Below are 18374 nucleotides of genomic sequence, written 5' to 3'. Positions count from 1 at the left end.
CAAATCCGTTCCGCCCCGGCAGGTGCCTGAAACGTCCGGCAGTCGTTTTACGTCGGGAATGTCATGCTGTCACCCGCTGCCCCCCTTCCCGGCGCTTTCATCCATGAAGCCACGCGGGTATGAACCTTGCAGCACGATAACAGCAGGATGTTTCCATGACCCAGTCTTCCCCCCGGCAGATCGACCGCCTGCTGGATGTCATGAAGCGCCTGCGCGACCCCGAGAGTGGCTGTCCCTGGGACGTGGAACAGACCCCGGCCACGATTGCCCCGTTCGCAATCGAGGAGGCCTATGAAGTCATGGACGCCATCGCCCGTGACGACCGCGAGGCCATTCCGGACGAACTGGGCGACCTGCTGCTTCAGGTCGTCTTTCAGGCCCAGATGGCCTCGGAAGCCGGGCATTTCGACTTCGAGACCGTCGCAGGCACGATCGCCGACAAGCTTGTGCGCCGTCACCCTCATGTTTTCGGCGATGCTGCGCTGGATGACGACACATGGGAGCGGGAAAAGGAAGCCGAGCGCCAGCGCAAGGCGGAATATGGCACGCTGGCGGGTGTCGCCCTGCCCCTTCCTGCCCTGATGCGCGCCGCCAAGCTGACACGCCGCGCGGCCCGCGTGGGCTTCGACTGGGACGATGCCACCGGCATTCTCGACAAGGTCCATGAAGAGATCGACGAACTGAAAGCCGAAATTGGCGGAGACCATGACCGGATCGAGGACGAACTGGGCGATGTTCTCTTCACGGTCGCAAGCCTTGCCCGCAAACTGGATATCGACCCTGAAGCCGCCCTGCGCCGCAGCAACGACAAGTTCACCCGTCGCTTTGAGGCCATGGAAGCCATGCTCGCCCAGAAGGGACAGACCATGGCCGAACAGGACCTTCCGACGATGGAAGCCCTCTGGCAGGCCGCAAAGAAGCTGCCCGGCATGAAATGAGGCCTCGGATTTTCGGTGCGAGCGTCTATTCTGAATGTAACAGGCGCTCAATCCTCAATGTAACAGCCGCGCGGTTCATGGCCTTATACAATCCGTATCACTCGGTTACATGGTCCCTTATCCTTTATTAACCTTCTGCTCCGAAAATGACTTCGTTCCTATCCCACGGAGTCTTTTTCTCATGACAAGCATTTCCTCCATCGGCTCTTCCGCTATGAGCAGCCTCTACAGCTCCGGCAGCGCGTCGTCTTCCAGTTCGTCCTCGTCGTCGAGCGGAACGTCCTCCACGCAGGAAACCACCACGACCAAGACGAATGCCGATGGCTCCACGACGACCATCGTCGAAGACGCCCAGGGCAACATCATTTCGGAAACAACATCCGGCGGTTCTTCGAACTCCGGTTCCAGCAGCGATACGAGCCATCTGCTCAGCGTTTCCGCATGATTTCAGGCCGCGGGCAGCCGGTCATGTTCAATGCTGCCCAACTGCAGTCCTGCACTTTTATTTTAAAGAAACCCCGTTCTGACGCTGCGCTTTAGATCCTTCAGATCCATTCCGAAGGAAAAACATCCATGGCGTCGTCTCCCGCCCGGCCGTTATTGCAGACCCTGACCGGTATTGGCCTCGCCATACTGGGACTGGCCCTCTTCCTGCCGGGGCTGCGGCTCATCGCACTGGGTGGTTCATTCTATTATGCCGTGGCCGGTCTGCTCATGATCCTGTCCGGTATCATGCTGACCATGGGACGGCGTTCCGGTCTGGCACTCTATGCCGCCCTTCTGGCCTATACCCTGATCTGGGCGCTATGGCGTGTCGGGCTTGATGGCTGGCGGCTCATTCCGCCCCTCGCTCTTCCCACCGGCATCGGTCTGTGGGTGTTCGGCCCCTGGGTCGGCGGACGGATGATGGACAGCCGGAGCCATGTCCGGGTCAATGGAACCGTGCTGGGTGGCATGGGAAGCTGTCTGGCGCTGTTCGTCTTCATGTTCGCCTGCGGCTGGTACATCACGGGCCAGCGCTACCAGCAGTTCAATCCCTTCCCGGGCTCAACGGGAGCCAGCCTGTCCGGAGGTGACCAGATGGCCGCCAATGACTGGCAATTCCATGGCGGCACACCGGCCGGAGACCGTTTTGCAGCCCCGACGCAGATCAACGCACAGAACGCCCATAACCTGAAGGTCGCCTGGGTTTATCACAGCGGGGACCTGCCACGACCCGGCGAGAACTCCCGTGGCCGCGAGTTCAGCTTCGAAGCCACACCCATCAAGATCGGCAACCGTCTGTTCTTCTGCACGCCGCACCGTGACGTCGTGGCGCTGGATGCCACGACCGGCAAGGAGGTCTGGCACTACCGGCCGGGCGGAGAATTCGACGCGAATATCTATCAGGCCTGCCGCGGCGTTTCCTATGCCGATATTCCGGGAGCAACGGACTGCACCCATCGCATCATCTCAACGGATTCCGGCTCCCCGCCGACACTTTTCGCGCTTGATGCCGAGACCGGGCAGCTCTGTCACAGCTTCGGACATGATGGGAAGATCGACCTCCGCGACGGCATGGGCACCATTCCGCCGGGCTTCCATTTCATCACGTCCCCGCCGATGGTCCTGCACAACCGGATCGTCACGAGCGGCTGGGTCTATGATGACCAGTCCGTTGATGAACCCTCCGGTGTCATCCGCGCCTTCGATGCCACGACCGGACAGCTCGCCTGGGCCTGGGACATGGGGCGCGTTCCGGCCAATAGTCCGCTCGGTCCCAATGAGACCTTCACACGCGGAACTCCGAACGGCTGGGGCGTCTATACGGCTGATGCCGGGCTGAACATGGTCTATGTGCCGCTCGGCATTGCCACGCCGGACTATTATGGCGTCAAACGCCGCCCGTTCGATGAGAAATACGACACGTCTCTTGTTGCGCTGGACCTGACGACCGGCGAAGAGCGGTGGCATTTTCAGGCCGTGCATCATGACCTGTGGGATTTCGATCTTCCCGTCGGCCCGTCTCTGGTCGATCTGCCGGATGCCAGCGGTATGCTCACCCCGGCCCTCGTTCAGACCACGAAGCAGGGCGAACTGTTTGTTCTGAATCGGCGGACGGGCCAGCCGTTCTACCGCGTGCAGGAAAAACCTGTTCCGGGCGGCGATATTCCTAACGAACGCTATTCCCCGACCCAGCCCTATTCAGTGGACATGCCGAACCTGCGTCGCCCCGATTTGACAGAAGACGATCTGTGGGGCGCCACACCGTTCGACCAGCTCGCCTGCCGGATTGCCTTTCATTCCATGCGCTTCAAGGGCCTTTACACACCGCCCAGCGAGCAGGGCACGATCGGCTTCCCCGCCTTCGATGGCGTGGCGGACTGGTATGGCGGAACGATCGATCCGACGCATGGCGTCCTGTATATCAATACGACCTTCATTCCCTTCCTCATGACGCTCGTGCCGCATGACAGGGCCGTGCAGGAAGGTCTGTTCAAACCCTGGCATGGCTGGAACCAGCCCTATCCGGAGCCCGTTTTCACCAACAACCCACAGCATGGCCTGCCCTATGCCGCCGTCATCAAGCCCTGGCTTGGACTGTTTGGGGCTCCATGCCTTGCGCCGCCATGGGGCAAGATGCAGGCAATCGATCTTGTTCATCGCCGGCTGATTTGGGAGCGCGCACTCGGCACCACGAAGAATGTCGGACCGACGAACATGCTGCGGATGCCCGTCGGCCTTCCCACCAGCATTTTCTCTATGGGCGGCAGCGTGACGACGCCCAATGGGCTCGTTTTCATGGGCGCGCTGGCAGACCAGAGCTTCCATGTGCTGGATGGTCATGACGGGCATACCCTGTTCAGAACCGAACTTGATGCCGGCGGCAACGCCACGCCCATGACCTATATGGGCGAGGACGGCAGGCAGTATGTCGTGCTGGCCGTGGGCGGACATGGCGGGTTGAAAACGCGGAACAGCGACGAGGTCGTGGCCTTCGCGTTGCCGAAATAAGCCCGAAAAGGCATTTTTCATCCAAAAAGATGCGCCGGGCCTGCGGGTCCGGCGTTTTCATGTGGGCTGAACCTGCTAGAGAGCATCCCCATGACGGATGATCTCGCCCCATTCGACTTCGAACTCCCGCGCGACCACATCGCGACAGAGCCTGCCCGCCCGCGTGACAGTGCAACGCTGCTGCATGTCCGCCCCGGTCTGCCGCCTGATCCGCATGTGATCCGCGACCTGCCGGATTTCCTGCGTGAAGGCGATCTGCTGATTGCCAACAACACGGCGGTCATCCGCGCCCAGCTTGCGGCCACACGCGGCGAGGCAAAGATCGGCCTGACGCTCGACCGTATTCTGGCGGACGGAAGCTGGCATGCCCTGGCGCGCAATTCCCGCAAGCTGAAGCCGCAGGACATCCTGCATTTTGGTGACGATCCGGTCACGGCGACCGTGATCGAGAACGAAGGTGACGGCGCGGTCAGCATCCGCTTCTCGGTTGAGGGAGACGAGTTCGACGCCTTTCTCGAACGGGTTGGCGCGCTGGCTCTGCCCCCTTATATCGAGCGTCCTTTCGGCCCGACGAAGCAGGACGATGCGGATTACCGCACCATTTTTTCGCAGTATCGCGGTGCCGTGGCCGCCCCCACGGCCGGCCTGCATTTCACGCCTGAAGTGCTCGCAGCACTGGATGCAAAGGGCATCCAGCGCCGGACGCTGACGCTGCATGTCGGTGCGGGCACATTCCTGCCTGTCCGCTCCACCATCGCCGAACACAAGATGCACGCGGAATGGGGCGAGATCGACGTGGAAACCGCCGCTGCCATCAACGAGACCCGTGCGCGTGGCGGACGGATCGTGGCCGTTGGCACCACGTCCCTGCGCCTGCTGGAAAGCGCGGCCCGTGAGGACGGGACCGTTGCCCCATGGCGTGGCGAGACCTCCATTTTCATCAAACCCGGATACCGCTTCAAGGCGGTGGACGTGCTGATGACCAACTTCCATCTGCCGCGTTCGACGCTGTTCATGCTCGTCTGCGCGTTCAGCGGCACCGAGACCATGCGTGAGGCCTATGCCTACGCCATCGCCAACGGATTGCGGTTCTATTCGTATGGCGATGCCTGCCTGCTGGAGCGCGCGCCATGAGCGACCACCCGACCGATCACGCCACCAAAATGACCTGGGTGCCCGAAGCAAGCTGCGGCATGGCGCGCGCCGGACATCTGCACACCCGCCACGGCACGGTGCCGACCCCGACCTTCATGCCGGTTGGCACAGTGGGTACGGTCAAGGGCATGACGATGGATGCCGTGCGCTCCACGGGTGCTGGCATCGTTCTGGGCAACACCTACCATCTCATGCTGCGCCCCACGGCGGACCGCGTGCAGAAGCTGGGCGGCCTGCACAGAATGATGGACTGGCCCGGCCCGATCCTGACCGATTCCGGCGGGTTTCAGGTCATGTCCCTTGGTGCGCTGCGCAAGCTCGACGAAGACGGTGTGACGTTCCGTTCGCATATCGACGGCAGCAAGCATCGCCTGACGCCGGAGATCTCAACCGACATCCAGTTCAAGCTCGACGCGACCATCACCATGGCGTTCGACGAATGCCCGGCGCTGCCCGCCACGCCGGAAGTGCTGCGCAAATCCATGGAAATGTCGATGCGCTGGGCCGCCCGCTCCCGCGAGGCTTTCGTAGCGCGCGAAGGATACGGACAGTTCGGGATCGTACAGGGCGGGACCGAGCGGGACTTACGCGAATACTCCACCAAGGCGCTGACCGATATCGGCTTTGAAGGCTATGCGATCGGCGGCCTGGCCGTGGGCGAAGGTCAGGAACTGATGTTTTCAACGCTGGACTTCACCACGCCGATGCTTCCGCAGGACAAGGCACGGTATCTGATGGGTGTCGGCACGCCGGACGATCTGCTGGGCGCGGTCATGCGCGGCGTGGACATGTTCGACTGCGTGATGCCTTCCCGCGCCGGTCGCACAGCCCGCGCCTATACCGAGCGCGGCACGATCAACCTGCGCAACGCCCGTTTCGCCGACGATACCCGCACGCTGACGCCCCATGACGACACCCCCGTCGCCGGGCGCTACAGCCGCGCCTATCTGCACCATCTTTTCCGCGCCAACGAAATGCTCGGCCCGATGCTGCTGACCTGGCACAACCTGGCCTATTACCAACGCCTCATGCGCCAGATCCGCGCCGCCATCGTGGACGGCACGCTCGATACTCTGGCCGTGAAACTGCGCGAAGACTGGGCCAAGGGCGACTGGACCGAAGACGAATGGCCAATGCCGGATCTGGCCCTGTAATCCGGGGCTTTGCCCCAGACCCCACAAAGGGACGCGGTCCCTTTGATCCCGATTCATGAATTGGGGTGAAGGGGTCAAGCCCCCTTCCGGGTGCAGGGCAGAGCCCTGCGTCACTCCAGAAAGACCCTTCCATGCGCCATGTCGTCCCCGCTCTGGTTCTGAGCACCGCTCTCGCAACGGGAACAGCCTGCGCCGCACCGGAGGAAATCCGCGTTCTGATCGTCGCCAATTTCGAAGTCGGACAGGATACAGGCGACACACCCGGCGAATATCAGGACTGGGTGGAGCGGCTGCATCTGGACGAAACCGTTCCCATCCGCGGCGTACCGGACCAGCTCCGCCGCAATGCGGATGGCGTGTATGGCATTGTCCTGCGACATGGGGATATGGACCTGCACGCACTGGCGCTCGACCCGCGCTTTGACCTGCACCACACCTACTGGCTGTTTACCGGCATTTCCGGCGTCAATCCGAACATGGCGTCGGTCGGCAGCGTCGCCTGGGCACAATGGGTTGTGGACGCGGACGCCCTGCGGGAAATCGACGACCGGACCATTCCGCAAGGATGGCCTTACGGGCTCTATGCGATCGGTGCGAGCCGCCCGGACACCCTGCCCGACAATCCGAACCATTATGGCTCGGTGACGGATGTGGCGCAGTTGACCAAGGCTTACCCGCTCAATCGGGGGCTGGCGCGCTGGGCGTTTGCCCTAAGCCACAACGTGACGCTTGCGGATGATCCGGTTATTGCCGAACGTCGCAAAGCGTGGGCCGGCTATCCGCAGGCCCAGAAACCGCCGATGGTCCTGATGGGCGAGACGCTGGGAACGGAACGCTACTGGCATGGCGCGGAACGCAACCGCTGGGCCGAGAACTGGGTTGCGATGTGGACGAAGGGTCAGGGGCATTTCGTCATGACCAATGAGGAAAGCCAGCACTACCAGTACGACATGCGGATGCTGGCGCGGCTGGGTTATGTTGATCCGGAGCGGATCATGGTCCTGCGCTCAGGCAGCAATTTCGACATGCCGCCACCCGGCGTTTCGGTCACGGCTTCCATGGGAGACGAAGGACCGGGACAGGCCGTCGCCTATGACAACAACGAGCGCGCCGGAGAACCCGTCGTTCGTGAACTTGCGGCGCACTGGGGCCGCTACCGCGACCATATCCCTGAGCGTTAAGCCAAACTGTCACAACATTCCCGTGCCTGCCTGCGTTAACCTCGCAGAAGGAGCAGACACAGCATGCACAATCTCATCACGCTGACGGCTCAGGGACTGGTGGGCGAAGGGCGGCTTCAGCTTGAGGAGCTGGCGCTCGCATTCGTTCTGTCCTCCCTTGTAGGGCTGGAACGTGAGATCCGGCAGAAAAGCGCTGGTCTGCGGACGCATACGCTGGTCGGGGTTTCCGCCGCCCTGTTCATGCTGATTTCCAAATACGGCTTCATGGACGTCATTGATGCCGGGCGGATCGTGCTGGATCCGTCCCGTGTGGCCGCGCAGATCGTCTCGGGGATCGGCTTCATCGGGGGCGGCGTGATTTTCATGCGCCGCGATGCCGTGCGGGGTCTGACAACGGCCGCAGCCATCTGGTTCACGGCGGCTCTGGGAATGGCCTGCGGTGCAGGGCTGCCTATTCTTGCCATTGCCACGACAGCCGCCCATTTCATCGTCATGGTGCTGTTTCCAAAACTGCTGAAACAGCTTCCACGCTCGGGAGAACAGTCAACCGAGCTGACGATTTCCTATGAAGACAGCCGCGGTCTGCTGAGGACCATTCTGGTGAGCTGCACGGAACTGCGCTTTGCCATTGATGGCGTGCGCCTCGAAGAAGAAAGCCGGAATGCTGAACAAATTCTGGATGAGGCGGACCGTGAAGGGACAGCTCCCGCCTCACCACGTCCGCGCCTCGTGACGCTGACCATGCTGGTTCATGGCAATCGGCCCGTCTCCCATCTTATTACGGGACTGGGCGCGATTGATGGTGTTCATGAAGTCAGGAAGATCGATCCTGACCATGACTGAACACCACCGTATTTACCGGGCCGTCGGCAGCGCCTTTTCATACCGGTCCCAGTGCGTCGCCAGTTCCCTCACGACCACACTGCCTACCGTATAAGCGGCATCGACCGACGCCTGGAATCCCGAGAAACCGGTCTCATGCGCTTCGTCCGACAGAAGCTGCGCGGCGCTCTGGCCCGGTGGCTGCATGTCGAAATTGCTAGCCGTCCGCAGAATCAGCGCGCGCTTCGGGTCAACGCGTCCCGCCTTCCCCTGCAGCGCCAGAGCCTGACAGAACGCGACGTCCTCTTCCGCCGTCGTCGCCATAACGCCCTGCCCGTCTGTCCAGTATTTCACCCAGCGCTCGGCCCACTGGTTCATTTTCGCCCCGACCCAGAAGGTCTCGCCCGAAATCGTGTCGCCAAACTGGACGGAAGGCGGCTTCTGCGCTGCAGCAAAACCGGTATAGCGCAGGCGGGAGGCCTTCAGCCCGTCATTATCCGGCAGGGCAATGTCCTTCGTCAGGCCATAGGCCCACTGCACCAGCGCTGGATCGAGCGTGTATTCCATGTCCCCCATGCCGGAATGCAAGGCGGGGCGAGGCTTTTCATCCGGCGTGCTGCCCTGCACGGGCGTGAAGCCATCCGGCCAGGAGGCCGGAATTTCACGCGGGTCCACCAGATGGGACAGGCCACCATTAATGACGCGGGGTGCCCAGACGGCCGAGCCGATCGTGCCGAAATTCGGATCGATCCCACCGATCCCGGCCAGCACGAAATAGGCATGGCGCAGATCAAAACGCGGATCGAGCACGAGGGCGGTGATGGCAGATGCCATGTGCTCCGGTCCCTCCCCGCTCGCGATCCCCAGAACATGCAGGTCCGGATTGTAATGCATCACGTCATGATCGGTGCCGGGTGCCGGGATCGTCTTTTGCAGTGGCAGTTTTTCGATCCAGTTCTGGTATTCACCCGCCGTATCCCCCGTATCCTTGCCAATCTCGAAGGTGGTGACGACAACCACGCGCACCGGGATCGGCGCGTGAGCCGAGGCCGAACCAAGGGCACAGAGGGACAGAAGCGCGGCCCCGAAAACAGTTGAGACAGATTTCACTGGTAAAGTCCCTCATGTGTGACAGTGGCTTCAAATGTGCCGAACCGTTGTTCGAGCGCCCATTGCAGACGGGCTTTCTCGCTGGATTTCAGGAAAGTGGTGCAGGAGGCAGATGCGACGGGCAAAGTCCGGCAGGCGGACACGAACTGCCCCGGCTGATGATCGGTCCACAGGCTTTCGCCCGGCACGAAGGCATATTCCAGTCCGGTGCGGGACAGGGTTTTCAGATCGGCATAGGACAGGTTGTAGGTCTGGGCCGCACGGACGTATTCCTGCGTCAGATCCCCACGCGAGACTCCCTCGTCGTCCGTGGACAGCGCCATCGGCACACCAGCCCGGCGATAGAGCGGGAATGGATGAGCCGCGCCTTTGATGCCAAGAATCTCATCATTGCTGGTCAGATTGACTTCCACCATCACATGGAGCCGCGCCATTTCGGCCAGAAGTGAGGCCGGATCGTCCTCAAGTGCCACATCGACGCCATGCCCGATCCGGCTGGCTCCTGCCACGTCAATGGCTGCGCGGATGTGGTGACGCAGACCATCCGTAGGGACGAGACCGGTCGTCAGTTCGCCAGCGTGCAGGCTCAGCTTCACGCTTGGATAAACACCGTTCAGGAAATGGAACATTCGCATGTGCAGGTCATAATCGCGCATGGCGGTTGGATCGTCTTCGGGGGCTACGATGTTCAGTCCGACAAAGCGCGGATCGGCTTTCACGGTCGCATATCCGGCATCCAACTGCGCATAGACCGCCTGCGGCGGTAATGTGCGCAGGGTCTGGAACAGATAGCGCACCGTCACCGCACATCCCGGATGCGCCTGCGGGGTTCCGCATTTCAGGACATTCTTCGCCTGCGCTTCCATCTGGTCCGTCTCGGCGCGGGCTTTCTGCACCAGTGCTGGAACTTCCGGCATAAGCGCCTGATGGGCGGTGGGCAGGTCGTCGCCCTTCAGAGGATGATGGAATCCGGCCCCGATCATCGGGCCAATGCCGGGCGAGATCATCAGTTCCAGATAAGTCACATGGTCTCGGGCCGCACGGTCGCGCGCTTCGGCCAGCATGTCTCCGGCATGCGCATCTTCAATGGCACCGAAACGAGCGAAGGTGGCAAAGAAATGGTCATGTCCGGAAGCATCGCCGGAAGAGGGCACGAAATCCCGCATGGACAGCGCATCGATCAGGACATTCTCCGCATCCGCATGATGCGACAGTTCGGCGGCCGGAACTTCCTCATCTCCCGGATGCGTGCAGGCGTGGTCGAGAATGCGTTTTTCCTTCAGCGACACGCACAGATTGTCTCTGGCCGCCCAGTCCAGCATGTTTTCGGCGTAGATCGCGCCGACCAGATGATTGTGCAGATCCGCGCCTTTCGGGAAGGCGCGCAGAAACATGTTCAGCCGGACGGGATCATTCTGGACATGATTATACACTTCAGAAATGGATGGTGTGGCAGCATGGGCGCCGGAAACTGACAGAAGAGTTGCAGCACCCAAAACAAGACAGGGCAAACTGCGAAGGAAGGAATGTCGCATGGCCAGACGATGCCGCCCTGCTCCGGGCGTGGCAAGCCATTTTCATATCGTGACAAATCCTGTCTATCTGAGCGCCTGAAACCACTGGAAAAGCTGGCCCGTTCCGGACCCTGATGGCATAACCCGACCCTGCCAGCACCCATTCACCGGAGAGGACTGCCCCTTTCATGTCCGCTTCTGCCAGATCCGACACAGCGATTGAAAACCGGATTGCGGACCATGCCCGCCATCTGGGTTTTGATGCGGTCGGGTTCTGCAAGGCTGAACTTGGGCCGGATGTGGCAGAGGGCCTGCGGGAGTTTGTCGCGCAGGGCCATCACGGCACGATGGAGTGGATGGAAACGCGTCTCGACGAACGCGCCCATCCACAAGCCCTGTGGCCCGAAGTCCAGAGTGTGATTTCGCTCGGTCTGTCCTATGCCCCTGCCGAAGGACCGACGACCGATCCTGAATGCGGCAATATTTCCGTCTATGCCCGCAACCGCGACTATCACGACGTCATCAAGGGGATGCTCAAGCATCTGGCGCAGTTCGTCGTGAAGCTGGGCGGACCGGACACGCAGGTGAAGGTTTTCGTCGATACAGCTCCCGTCTCGGAACGCGCACTGGCGGAGAAAGCGCATCTTGGCTGGACGGGCAAGCACACCTGTCTCGTCTCGCGTGAACACGGGTCATGGCTGCTGCTGGGCGAAATCTATACCACGCTAGAGTTGACTTCATCCGACCCCATGGGCGGAAGCTGTGGTTCCTGCACGCGCTGCCTGACCGCCTGCCCCACAGAGGCCTTCACCGGCCCGGGAAAGATGGATGCGCGGCGCTGCATCTCGTATCTGACGATCGAGCATAAAGGCCCGATCCCGCATGAGCTGCGGCCGAAAATCGGCAATCATATCTATGGCTGCGATGATTGTCTGGCCGTCTGTCCGTGGAACCGGTTTGCGGAAAGCGCGCACCACATCAAACTTCAGGCTCGGCCGGAACTGATTGCCCCAAAACTCGATGAACTGGTCCGGCTGGATGATGCGACGTTCCGGACGTTTTTTTCCGGCTCACCGGTCAAGCGGATCGGCCGCAACCACTTCGTGCGCAATGTCCTGATCGCGATCGGCAATTCCGCTGATCTGTCGCTTGTTCCTGCGGCGCGGAACCTGCTGACAGACCCTGACCCGGATGTTTCCGAAACAGCGCAATGGGCCATAAATCGGCTTGAGGGCCTGTCCGCATGAGCGATCTGATCAAGCGCAGCCTGTCCCTGTCAGGCCATCGCACATCGGTTGCGCTGGAACCCGAATTCTGGGCGGTTCTGGACACAATGGCCGCAACGCGCCAGCAGAGCTTCGCTTCTCTAGTGGCGTCTCTGGATGCCACGCGGGACCCCGAGCGCCCCCTGGCTTCGGCCCTGCGGGTCGCGGCCCTGATGCATCTTCAGAAAAGCATCCAAGCTTCGGATTAATTTGCGGCACCATTGGCGGGCAGGCCGAGCCAGTCCGGGTGTTTGCGCTCGATCCAGCGCAGGACACGTCCCTGAATGCGACGGAAGAACGGAATGTCCTGTGAGAGCAGCATTACGCCGATTGGCAACATCCACAGCCCTAGCACCGGAAGGATCGACAGAACGCCACCCAGCATGAACAGGACGCCGGCCGGAATCCGCACCCATTTCCGGTCCGGTTCCCGCAACCAGTTCAGCACTTTCTGCAGCCGCTCTGGCAGGCGCTGGATCAGCAGATCCATCAGTTCATCATCGGTACGGGGTGTGGAAGCAGAAGGCGTGATTTGCGAGGGCATGAAAATATCCGTCATGAAAACTGTCTGATGAACCTGCGATACAAAAGCATGAAACAGTCATCAGTTTGCAATTCCCATACTTTATCACATGCGATGCTGCATGATTTGCGTATCAGGAGGCCTGTCTGTCCGATCTGTCATTTGCCGCTGTTGGCGGGCGTGCTAGATTGAAGACATGGCTATCTGGGGCAAGATGTTCGGTGGTGTCGCGGGCTTCGCGGTTGGTGGTCCTTTCGGAGCACTGATGGGCGCAGCGCTGGGGCATGCCGCCGATAACGGATCACTTCTCAATCCGTCCACAGGTGGATGGAGCGAACGCTTTCCAGCGCGCGGCAGACCCGATCCCAACAGCGCGGCCTTTTTTGGCGCAGCAAAAATCGCCGCGGCCCTTGGCAAGCGTGACCAGCTTTATGCCATCGGACTCGTCGCCCTGTGCGCGAAAATGGCGAAGATCGACGGACCGGTAAACCGGCAGGAAATCAACGCTTTCAAGACCTGCTTTCAGTTTCCGCCCGACAACGTCAAGGAAGTCGGCATGCTGTTCGATCGCGCCCGCGACCGGACGGACGATTTCGAGATGTATGCCCGCGAAATGGGTAAGGCCTATGCCGATAATACGGCACCGCTTGAAAACCTCATGACGGCGCTATTCCGCATTGCCCGCGCCGATGCCGGGCCAAGCCGCGAACTGCACCCGAAGGAAACCGACTTCCTCAAGCGCGTACACCGGGCTTTCGGTCTGCCACCGGGTGCCTGGGACCGGGCGGAAAGCGGGAACAGCCGCGCTGCCAGTACGGGTGAGCCCGATGCCTATCGCATTCTGGGTATCGCCCGCAGCGCGACTGATACGGAGATCCGTATCCGCTGGCGCACGCTGATCCGTGAACATCATCCAGACGTTCTGGCACAGAAACCCATGTCGGAAGCCGAGCGCCGCCGCGCGCAGGACCGGGTTGCCCGTATCAATGCCGCCTGGGACCGCATCAAGCGCGACCGGCAGCTTTGACCTCACACAGTCCTGCGGAAACTTTCTGACATCCGGAAGCGTAGAACAGTCTCAACCGGCAAGAGAGATATGCCATGGGACTGATTCTTCTTGTGATCCTGATCCTCCTGCTGATCGGTGCGCTGCCGTCCTGGCCGTACAGTTCAAACTGGGGCTACTACCCGTCCGGCGGCCTTGGCCTGATTGTGGTCATCGTCGTGATCCTTGTCCTGATGGGACAGATCTGAGCCACCACCCACAGATGTTTTCATAAAAAAACACCGCGCCCCTCACAGGACGCGGTGTTTTTTTATGTGCCGGTAAAGTGTGATCAGGCCGGAATGGCGGCCTTCACACCCTTCTCACGGATCACCTTGCGCAGTGCGATGACCTTCTGGTCCAGCTCCGATGTATCCAGATCGCGCCAGCCATCAAATGCCGGCAGCTTCAGCGCGCTTTCAAAGTCGTCAGCCTTGGCCAGCTTCTTCTCGGCCTCGCCATAGGTCGGCTCGGACGACTCATAGGTTTCGCCCTTCTCATTGCGGCCCCGGAGCATTTCCAGATAGGACGCAATTCCGAATGCAATCCGGGACAGGTCCCGCTTGCCTTCGATCGCCCGGCGTACGGTTTCCGTCCAGAACACCTGAACCTTGGAGCAGCCGTCGCTAGCAATCCGCAGAGTCTGATCGGACATCGCCTTGTTGGAAAAGCGGCTGATGACGCTGTCCCGGTAACCCTCAAGCGTCATGCCCGGCGGGGCTTTCAGCGTCGGGATAACGTCCTTGTTGAGGTAGTTTTTCAGATTCCCCAGCAGGTCCTTATCCTCGATCGCTTCATCCACGTTCTCGTAACCGACCAGAATACCCGGGAAGCAGAGCGTGATGTGTCCGGCATTGAGCATCCGGATCTTCACGTGCTCCCAGTCCGTCACGTCGTCCACAAGTTGCACGCCAGCCTTTTCCAGCGGCGGGCGTCCATTGGCGAACTGGTCTTCCAGCACCCATTGATGGAAATCCTCGGCCACCAGCGGCAGATCATCGTCCAGCCCGCTGGCTGCGTTCAGTTTCTTCGCAATTTCAGGAGAGACAGTCGGCGTGATGCGATCAACCATCCCATTCGGGAAGGTCGCGTTTTCCTCGATCCATTTCGCCAGTTCCGGATCGCGGGCCTTCGCGTAGCCCAGGAAAGCCTTGCGGGCGACATTGCCGTTATGGCGCAGGTTGTCGCAGGACATGACCGTAAACGCCTTGCCACCGGCATCCCGGCGGCGACGCAGAGCCTCGACGACGTAACCGAAAACAGTGGAAGGCTTTTCCGGGTTCTGAAGGTCGGCCTTTACTGCCGCATTTTCCAGATCAAACGCGCCGGTCGTCTCGTTGATGTTGTAGCCGCCTTCCGTAATCGTCATGGAAACGATGCGGATGGCCGGATCGGCCAGATGCTTCAGCACGGCCTCCGGATCAGCCGGAGCCAGCAAGTAGTCGCGCAGCGCCCCCATGACGCGCACCGTGCTCTTACCGGACGGTGCTGTCTCGGTCAGGGAATACAGGCAGTCCTGCGCCTTGAATTCCTCGGCCTTTTTCTTCGAGCGGTCACTACCTGTCAGGCCGACACCAACGATCGCCCAGTCCGGCGCATGCTCAAGGATCTGCTCGACATAGAATGCTTCATGCGCCCGGAAAAAGTTGCCCACACCGAAATGCACGATCCCCGGCTTGATCCCGTCGATGTCATAGGGGGGGAGTCTGGACATTGGAAGGAAGAGAGTTGAGGGTTTCGCGCGTAATCATGGAATTCTCCGTGGTTTCGGGCCGGTCTCTGACGGGGACCGACAAGGCCGGGCATGTGCCATCATAGCCCCGGAACAACGTAAAAGGCGAATGACGGTTTCAACAGCGACCTGTCCGCGCCCCTGATGATGGCCTTGGAACGGTCGTGTCAAAGCCCTTTTACAGCGCTGGCATCCTCACGCATGATGACGCCTACGGCCCGCCCCAGATCCTCGCGGAACAAGGACATTACAAAGCGCATTTCCGGCCGGGTCTGCTCTTCCAGACGAGGCAGAAGGTCCAGGATCTCTTCGTCTTCCGATTTCCGTTCATGCTGGTTCTGCTTCGTGCGCAACTGCTCTTCACAACTATGTGCCAGCGCACGAAGGGCATGGCTCAGCCCTTTATAGAGCGGCAGCAAGCCCGTATTTCCAGCCGCACGTCCCGTTGCGATGGCGCGTGCCACCAGCATCGTGTCATTCAGCAGGCGCCGCATGAGCCGTGGCAAGGCGGCCAGAACCGGGTCGCGCTTTTCCAGTTCTTTCAGACGCTCACGCCGGGCTTCGGTCACGGCGTCTTCAAGCTCGGTCAGCAGCGCCACGCAATCATCGTTCTGGCGTTCGATCGCCGCCCACCCGGTGTCCTGGTCAAGCGCGCTTTTGAGAAGCTGGTCCATGCGCCGCAGCAGTCGCGCAGCGGTATGAAAAGCCTGTTTACGCGCACTGCTATGCAGGATGAAGAACGACACCACGATCGAAACCGCCACACCGACCACGATGGCCAGGAGCCGCGTAATCATGGGCAGAAACGGACTGCCCTGGCTGGGAAACAGATACACGATCATCAGCGTGATGCACGCAAAACGCAGCGTCGGCTGAATGGCTGTGAGGAAAACCAGCGGTGCCAGCATGAGCCAGAACGGAACCCAGCGCAGGCCCGTCGTGATTTCCAGCACAACGGCGCATACGCCTGCCAGCGCGCCGATCAGCGTACCGCTGATCTGGTCCCGCGCCGTTGTCATGGTCTGGCTGATGCTGGACTGCGTGACGATCAGGGCTGTCACCAGCACCCAGATCGTTTCCTGCAGATGCATGAGGGAACCGACGATCCACGCCACCACCACCGACACCAGAACGCGGATGGTCTGGCGTGTCGCGGGGCGCATCACTTCGCGCCATCTGCTGTTTCGGGGCGGCACGGACAGCCACTTCCGGCTCAGACGTGTCAGAAAGTTCATGGCAGGTTTCAGCGCAAGGACGCGACGTCAGTTCCCAAGGAAGGGCACCGGCACCCAGCGCAACCCGTCATCATCCTGAACCAGCAGCAGAACTTCCGTTTTCTTGCGATCATGCAGGCGCTGCACGGCCTTGGCGAAATCGTCCGGCGTGTTGATCTGGTCCTGCCCGACCTGCGTGATCACGTTCCCTTCCGCGATCCCGCGTGATGCAGCGGGGCTTCCGGCCTCGACACGCGAGACGAGAACACCGCGCTGATCGTCGGTCAGGGCATATTGCGTCCGCGCATCGGCGTCGATCGAACTGACCGTTACCCCAAGCTCGCCCAGTGCTGCATGGCGGTGCTCCGGCTGGTGCGTGTCTGAAGGAGGCATGTCCGGCGCCGTGGGGGACTGGCCCAGCGTGATGGGCAGCGTCTTGAGCGCACCCTTGTGCCACACCGTCAGCTGCGCCTGCGCTCCCGGCAGGATGGATGCGATGATGCGTGGCATTGTCTGGCCGGTCACATCCTGATCGCCGACACGGGTGATGATGTCGCCGACCTCAAGTCCCGCCTTCGCGGCAGGGCCTTTAGGATCGATTTCTGAAATCAGGGTGCCCTTGCCGTTGGAACCGTCCGCCTTATGGAAATCGAGCGTCTCGGCGATGTCATTCGTTACGTCCTGGAACTTCAGCCCCATCCAGCCGCGGGAGACATGTCCCGTGCGCCGAAGCTGGTCGATGATCCCGCGCGCATCATCGGCCGGAATGGCAAATCCGATGCCGATGGAATCGCCGCCCGCGCCGCCATAAATAAGCGTGTTGATGCCGATAACTTCGCCAGACAGGTTGAAAAGCGGGCCACCCGAGTTACCGCGATTGATGGCAGCATCTGTCTGGATGTAATCGTCATACAGACCGTGTTCGACATTGCGTCCGCGCGAGGAAATGATGCCCGCCGTCACGGTCCCGTTCAGCCCGAACGGATTACCGATCGCCAGAACCCAGTCCCCGATCCGTGCCTTGTCGCTCCGTCCAAGCGGGACCGTTGGAAGTGGATGTTTCGGCTTGACCTCCAGCACGGCCAGATCAACCTGGCTGTCCCGGCCCACGATCCGCGCCGGCATTTCCGTTCCGTCCTGCAGCGTGACGCTGACCTGGTCCGCGTCTTCGATCACGTGGTTATTCGTCACGATGATGCCGGACGCATCAATAATGAAGCCCGAACCCAGAGCCTGCTGACGGCGCGGCGGCTGGTTTGGCGTGGGTTTGTGCTTCAGATAATCATGGAAAAACTTTTCCAGCGGTGAACCCGGCTGGAACGGTGGCACCTGTGGGCCATCCGGATTACTGGAATCGGGCCCCTTGTCGTCATTTTTCGCAGGCTTGAGCACGGCCGAAGTGGAGACATTGACCACGGACGGCAGCAGCCTGTTCGCCAGATCCGCAAAGCTCGACGGCACCGAGCGTGGCGTAGGCGTCGGCACCGAAGATGGCTGGCTCGAAACAGGCGGTACAGCCTGTGCAAAGGCCGGGACGGTACTCACACCCCATCCCGCTGCCAGGGTGACAGCCAGACCGGAAACAGCAAGACAGGCCGTGCGACGGGCGCTGGAACGGACGAACAGGTTTTTCATACCCGCACGCTAACGCAGAACGTGGCCCTTCGTCACCATCCCGCCGTTCAGGATGCGTTTTCGGGCCGGCCATGCTAGGATCAGAGTCCTTT

General features: G+C 61.0%; 16 protein-coding genes and 1 pseudogene. 11 read left to right on the top strand and 6 right to left on the bottom strand.

Going from position 1 to position 18374, the window contains the following annotated elements:
• The first annotated feature begins 155 nt into the window (after positions 1–155).
• The 7 genes from mazG to GRO01_RS12830 all read left to right on the top strand — a co-directional run bounded on the left by mazG (position 156) and on the right by GRO01_RS12830 (position 8265).
• The gene (gene mazG / locus GRO01_RS12860) at positions 156–938 is read left to right on the top strand and encodes a nucleoside triphosphate pyrophosphohydrolase (protein ID WP_062507137.1); all 783 of its coding nucleotides are present in this window, start codon (positions 156–158) and stop codon (positions 936–938) included.
• Positions 939–1119: 181 nt separating this feature from the next.
• Positions 1120–1383 (top strand): hypothetical protein, encoded by a 264-nt coding sequence (locus GRO01_RS12855; protein ID WP_062507135.1) that lies wholly within the window; start codon positions 1120–1122, stop codon positions 1381–1383.
• A gap of 128 nt (positions 1384–1511) precedes the next feature.
• On the top strand, positions 1512–3932 hold the full coding sequence (locus GRO01_RS12850) for a glucose/quinate/shikimate family membrane-bound PQQ-dependent dehydrogenase (RefSeq protein ID WP_062507134.1): 2421 nt from the start codon (positions 1512–1514) through the stop codon (positions 3930–3932).
• Positions 3933–4022: 90 nt separating this feature from the next.
• Complete coding sequence (gene queA, locus GRO01_RS12845; RefSeq protein WP_062507132.1) at positions 4023–5066, top strand: tRNA preQ1(34) S-adenosylmethionine ribosyltransferase-isomerase QueA; 1044 nt, start codon at positions 4023–4025, stop codon at positions 5064–5066.
• A 29-nt stretch (positions 5067–5095) separates the two neighbouring features.
• Positions 5096–6241, top strand: a complete 1146-nt coding sequence (gene tgt, locus GRO01_RS12840; RefSeq protein WP_141307069.1) for a tRNA guanosine(34) transglycosylase Tgt — start codon at positions 5096–5098, stop codon at positions 6239–6241.
• Positions 6242–6372: 131 nt separating this feature from the next.
• Positions 6373–7422 carry a purine-nucleoside phosphorylase gene (locus GRO01_RS12835; RefSeq protein WP_062507128.1) on the top strand — a complete coding sequence of 350 codons (1050 nt, stop codon included), beginning with the start codon at positions 6373–6375 and terminating at the stop codon, positions 7420–7422.
• A gap of 63 nt (positions 7423–7485) precedes the next feature.
• Positions 7486–8265 (top strand): MgtC/SapB family protein, encoded by a 780-nt coding sequence (locus GRO01_RS12830; RefSeq protein WP_062507126.1) that lies wholly within the window; start codon positions 7486–7488, stop codon positions 8263–8265.
• A 12-nt stretch (positions 8266–8277) separates the two neighbouring features.
• Here the strand turns inward: GRO01_RS12830 and GRO01_RS12825 are convergent, their stop codons facing one another.
• Positions 8278–9354 carry a purine nucleoside permease gene (locus GRO01_RS12825; RefSeq protein WP_062507124.1) on the bottom strand — a complete coding sequence of 359 codons (1077 nt, stop codon included), beginning with the start codon at positions 9352–9354 and terminating at the stop codon, positions 8278–8280.
• Positions 9351–10889 (bottom strand): adenosine deaminase family protein, encoded by a 1539-nt coding sequence (locus tag GRO01_RS12820; RefSeq protein WP_062507121.1) that lies wholly within the window; start codon positions 10887–10889, stop codon positions 9351–9353. The genes GRO01_RS12825 and GRO01_RS12820 overlap by 4 nt, the downstream gene beginning before the upstream one ends.
• A gap of 167 nt (positions 10890–11056) precedes the next feature.
• On the opposite strand from GRO01_RS12820, the gene queG reads away from it, so the two are divergent.
• Positions 11057–12115 (top strand): tRNA epoxyqueuosine(34) reductase QueG, encoded by a 1059-nt coding sequence (queG, locus tag GRO01_RS12815; RefSeq protein WP_062507119.1) that lies wholly within the window; start codon positions 11057–11059, stop codon positions 12113–12115.
• A complete protein-coding gene (locus tag GRO01_RS12810) occupies positions 12112–12342 on the top strand; it encodes a ribbon-helix-helix domain-containing protein (RefSeq protein ID WP_062507117.1) in 231 nt (76 codons plus the stop codon). The genes queG and GRO01_RS12810 overlap by 4 nt, the downstream gene beginning before the upstream one ends.
• On the opposite strand, the gene GRO01_RS12805 is transcribed toward GRO01_RS12810, so the two are convergent.
• Positions 12339–12677: a hypothetical protein gene (locus tag GRO01_RS12805; protein WP_141307063.1), complete on the bottom strand. Its 339-nt coding sequence runs from the start codon at positions 12675–12677 to the stop codon at positions 12339–12341. The genes GRO01_RS12810 and GRO01_RS12805 overlap by 4 nt on opposite strands.
• Before the next feature lie 175 nt (positions 12678–12852).
• On the opposite strand from GRO01_RS12805, the gene GRO01_RS12800 reads away from it, so the two are divergent.
• Positions 12853–13683, top strand: coding sequence for a TerB family tellurite resistance protein (locus GRO01_RS12800; RefSeq protein ID WP_062507113.1), 831 nt, complete (start codon positions 12853–12855; stop codon positions 13681–13683).
• Between the two features lie 74 nt (positions 13684–13757).
• Positions 13758–13910 carry a DUF3309 family protein gene (locus GRO01_RS12795; RefSeq protein WP_083541187.1) on the top strand — a complete coding sequence of 51 codons (153 nt, stop codon included), beginning with the start codon at positions 13758–13760 and terminating at the stop codon, positions 13908–13910.
• 83 nt (positions 13911–13993) lie between these two features.
• On the opposite strand, the pseudogene GRO01_RS12790 reads toward GRO01_RS12795, so the two are convergent.
• The 3 genes and pseudogenes from GRO01_RS12790 to GRO01_RS12780 form a co-directional block, all read right to left on the bottom strand.
• A pseudogene (locus GRO01_RS12790) lies at positions 13994–15452 on the bottom strand (mannitol dehydrogenase family protein).
• Positions 15453–15600: 148 nt separating this feature from the next.
• Positions 15601–16668, bottom strand: coding sequence for an FUSC family protein (locus GRO01_RS12785; protein WP_141307061.1), 1068 nt, complete (start codon positions 16666–16668; stop codon positions 15601–15603).
• Positions 16669–16695: 27 nt separating this feature from the next.
• Positions 16696–18282, bottom strand: coding sequence for a Do family serine endopeptidase (locus tag GRO01_RS12780; RefSeq protein ID WP_062507109.1), 1587 nt, complete (start codon positions 18280–18282; stop codon positions 16696–16698).
• Positions 18283–18374 lie beyond the last annotated feature (92 nt).

This window comes from Gluconobacter roseus NBRC 3990 (genome assembly GCF_006538885.1).
In the GTDB taxonomy this organism is placed as follows: domain Bacteria; phylum Pseudomonadota; class Alphaproteobacteria; order Acetobacterales; family Acetobacteraceae; genus Gluconobacter; species Gluconobacter roseus.
Note: the sequence above shows the minus strand (reverse complement) of the source record. Positions and strands in the feature narration are given on the sequence as shown.

Excerpts from the sequence above, each read along its gene's own strand:
- mazG (WP_062507137.1), top strand. The coding sequence starts at position 156 with ATGACCCAGTCTTCCCCCCGGCAGATCGACCGCCTGCTGGATGTCATG.
- GRO01_RS12855 (WP_062507135.1), top strand. The coding sequence starts at position 1,120 with ATGACAAGCATTTCCTCCATCGGCTCTTCCGCTATGAGCAGCCTCTAC.
- GRO01_RS12850 (WP_062507134.1), top strand. The coding sequence starts at position 1,512 with ATGGCGTCGTCTCCCGCCCGGCCGTTATTGCAGACCCTGACCGGTATT.
- queA (WP_062507132.1), top strand. The coding sequence starts at position 4,023 with ATGACGGATGATCTCGCCCCATTCGACTTCGAACTCCCGCGCGACCAC.
- tgt (WP_141307069.1), top strand. The coding sequence starts at position 5,096 with ATGACCTGGGTGCCCGAAGCAAGCTGCGGCATGGCGCGCGCCGGACAT.
- GRO01_RS12835 (WP_062507128.1), top strand. The coding sequence starts at position 6,373 with ATGCGCCATGTCGTCCCCGCTCTGGTTCTGAGCACCGCTCTCGCAACG.
- GRO01_RS12830 (WP_062507126.1), top strand. The coding sequence starts at position 7,486 with ATGCACAATCTCATCACGCTGACGGCTCAGGGACTGGTGGGCGAAGGG.
- GRO01_RS12820 (WP_062507121.1), bottom strand. The coding sequence starts at position 10,889 with ATGCGACATTCCTTCCTTCGCAGTTTGCCCTGTCTTGTTTTGGGTGCT.
- queG (WP_062507119.1), top strand. The coding sequence starts at position 11,057 with ATGTCCGCTTCTGCCAGATCCGACACAGCGATTGAAAACCGGATTGCG.
- GRO01_RS12810 (WP_062507117.1), top strand. The coding sequence starts at position 12,112 with ATGAGCGATCTGATCAAGCGCAGCCTGTCCCTGTCAGGCCATCGCACA.
- GRO01_RS12805 (WP_141307063.1), bottom strand. The coding sequence starts at position 12,677 with ATGCCCTCGCAAATCACGCCTTCTGCTTCCACACCCCGTACCGATGAT.
- GRO01_RS12800 (WP_062507113.1), top strand. The coding sequence starts at position 12,853 with ATGGCTATCTGGGGCAAGATGTTCGGTGGTGTCGCGGGCTTCGCGGTT.
- GRO01_RS12795 (WP_083541187.1), top strand. The coding sequence starts at position 13,758 with ATGGGACTGATTCTTCTTGTGATCCTGATCCTCCTGCTGATCGGTGCG.
- GRO01_RS12785 (WP_141307061.1), bottom strand. The coding sequence starts at position 16,668 with ATGAACTTTCTGACACGTCTGAGCCGGAAGTGGCTGTCCGTGCCGCCC.
- GRO01_RS12780 (WP_062507109.1), bottom strand. The coding sequence starts at position 18,282 with ATGAAAAACCTGTTCGTCCGTTCCAGCGCCCGTCGCACGGCCTGTCTT.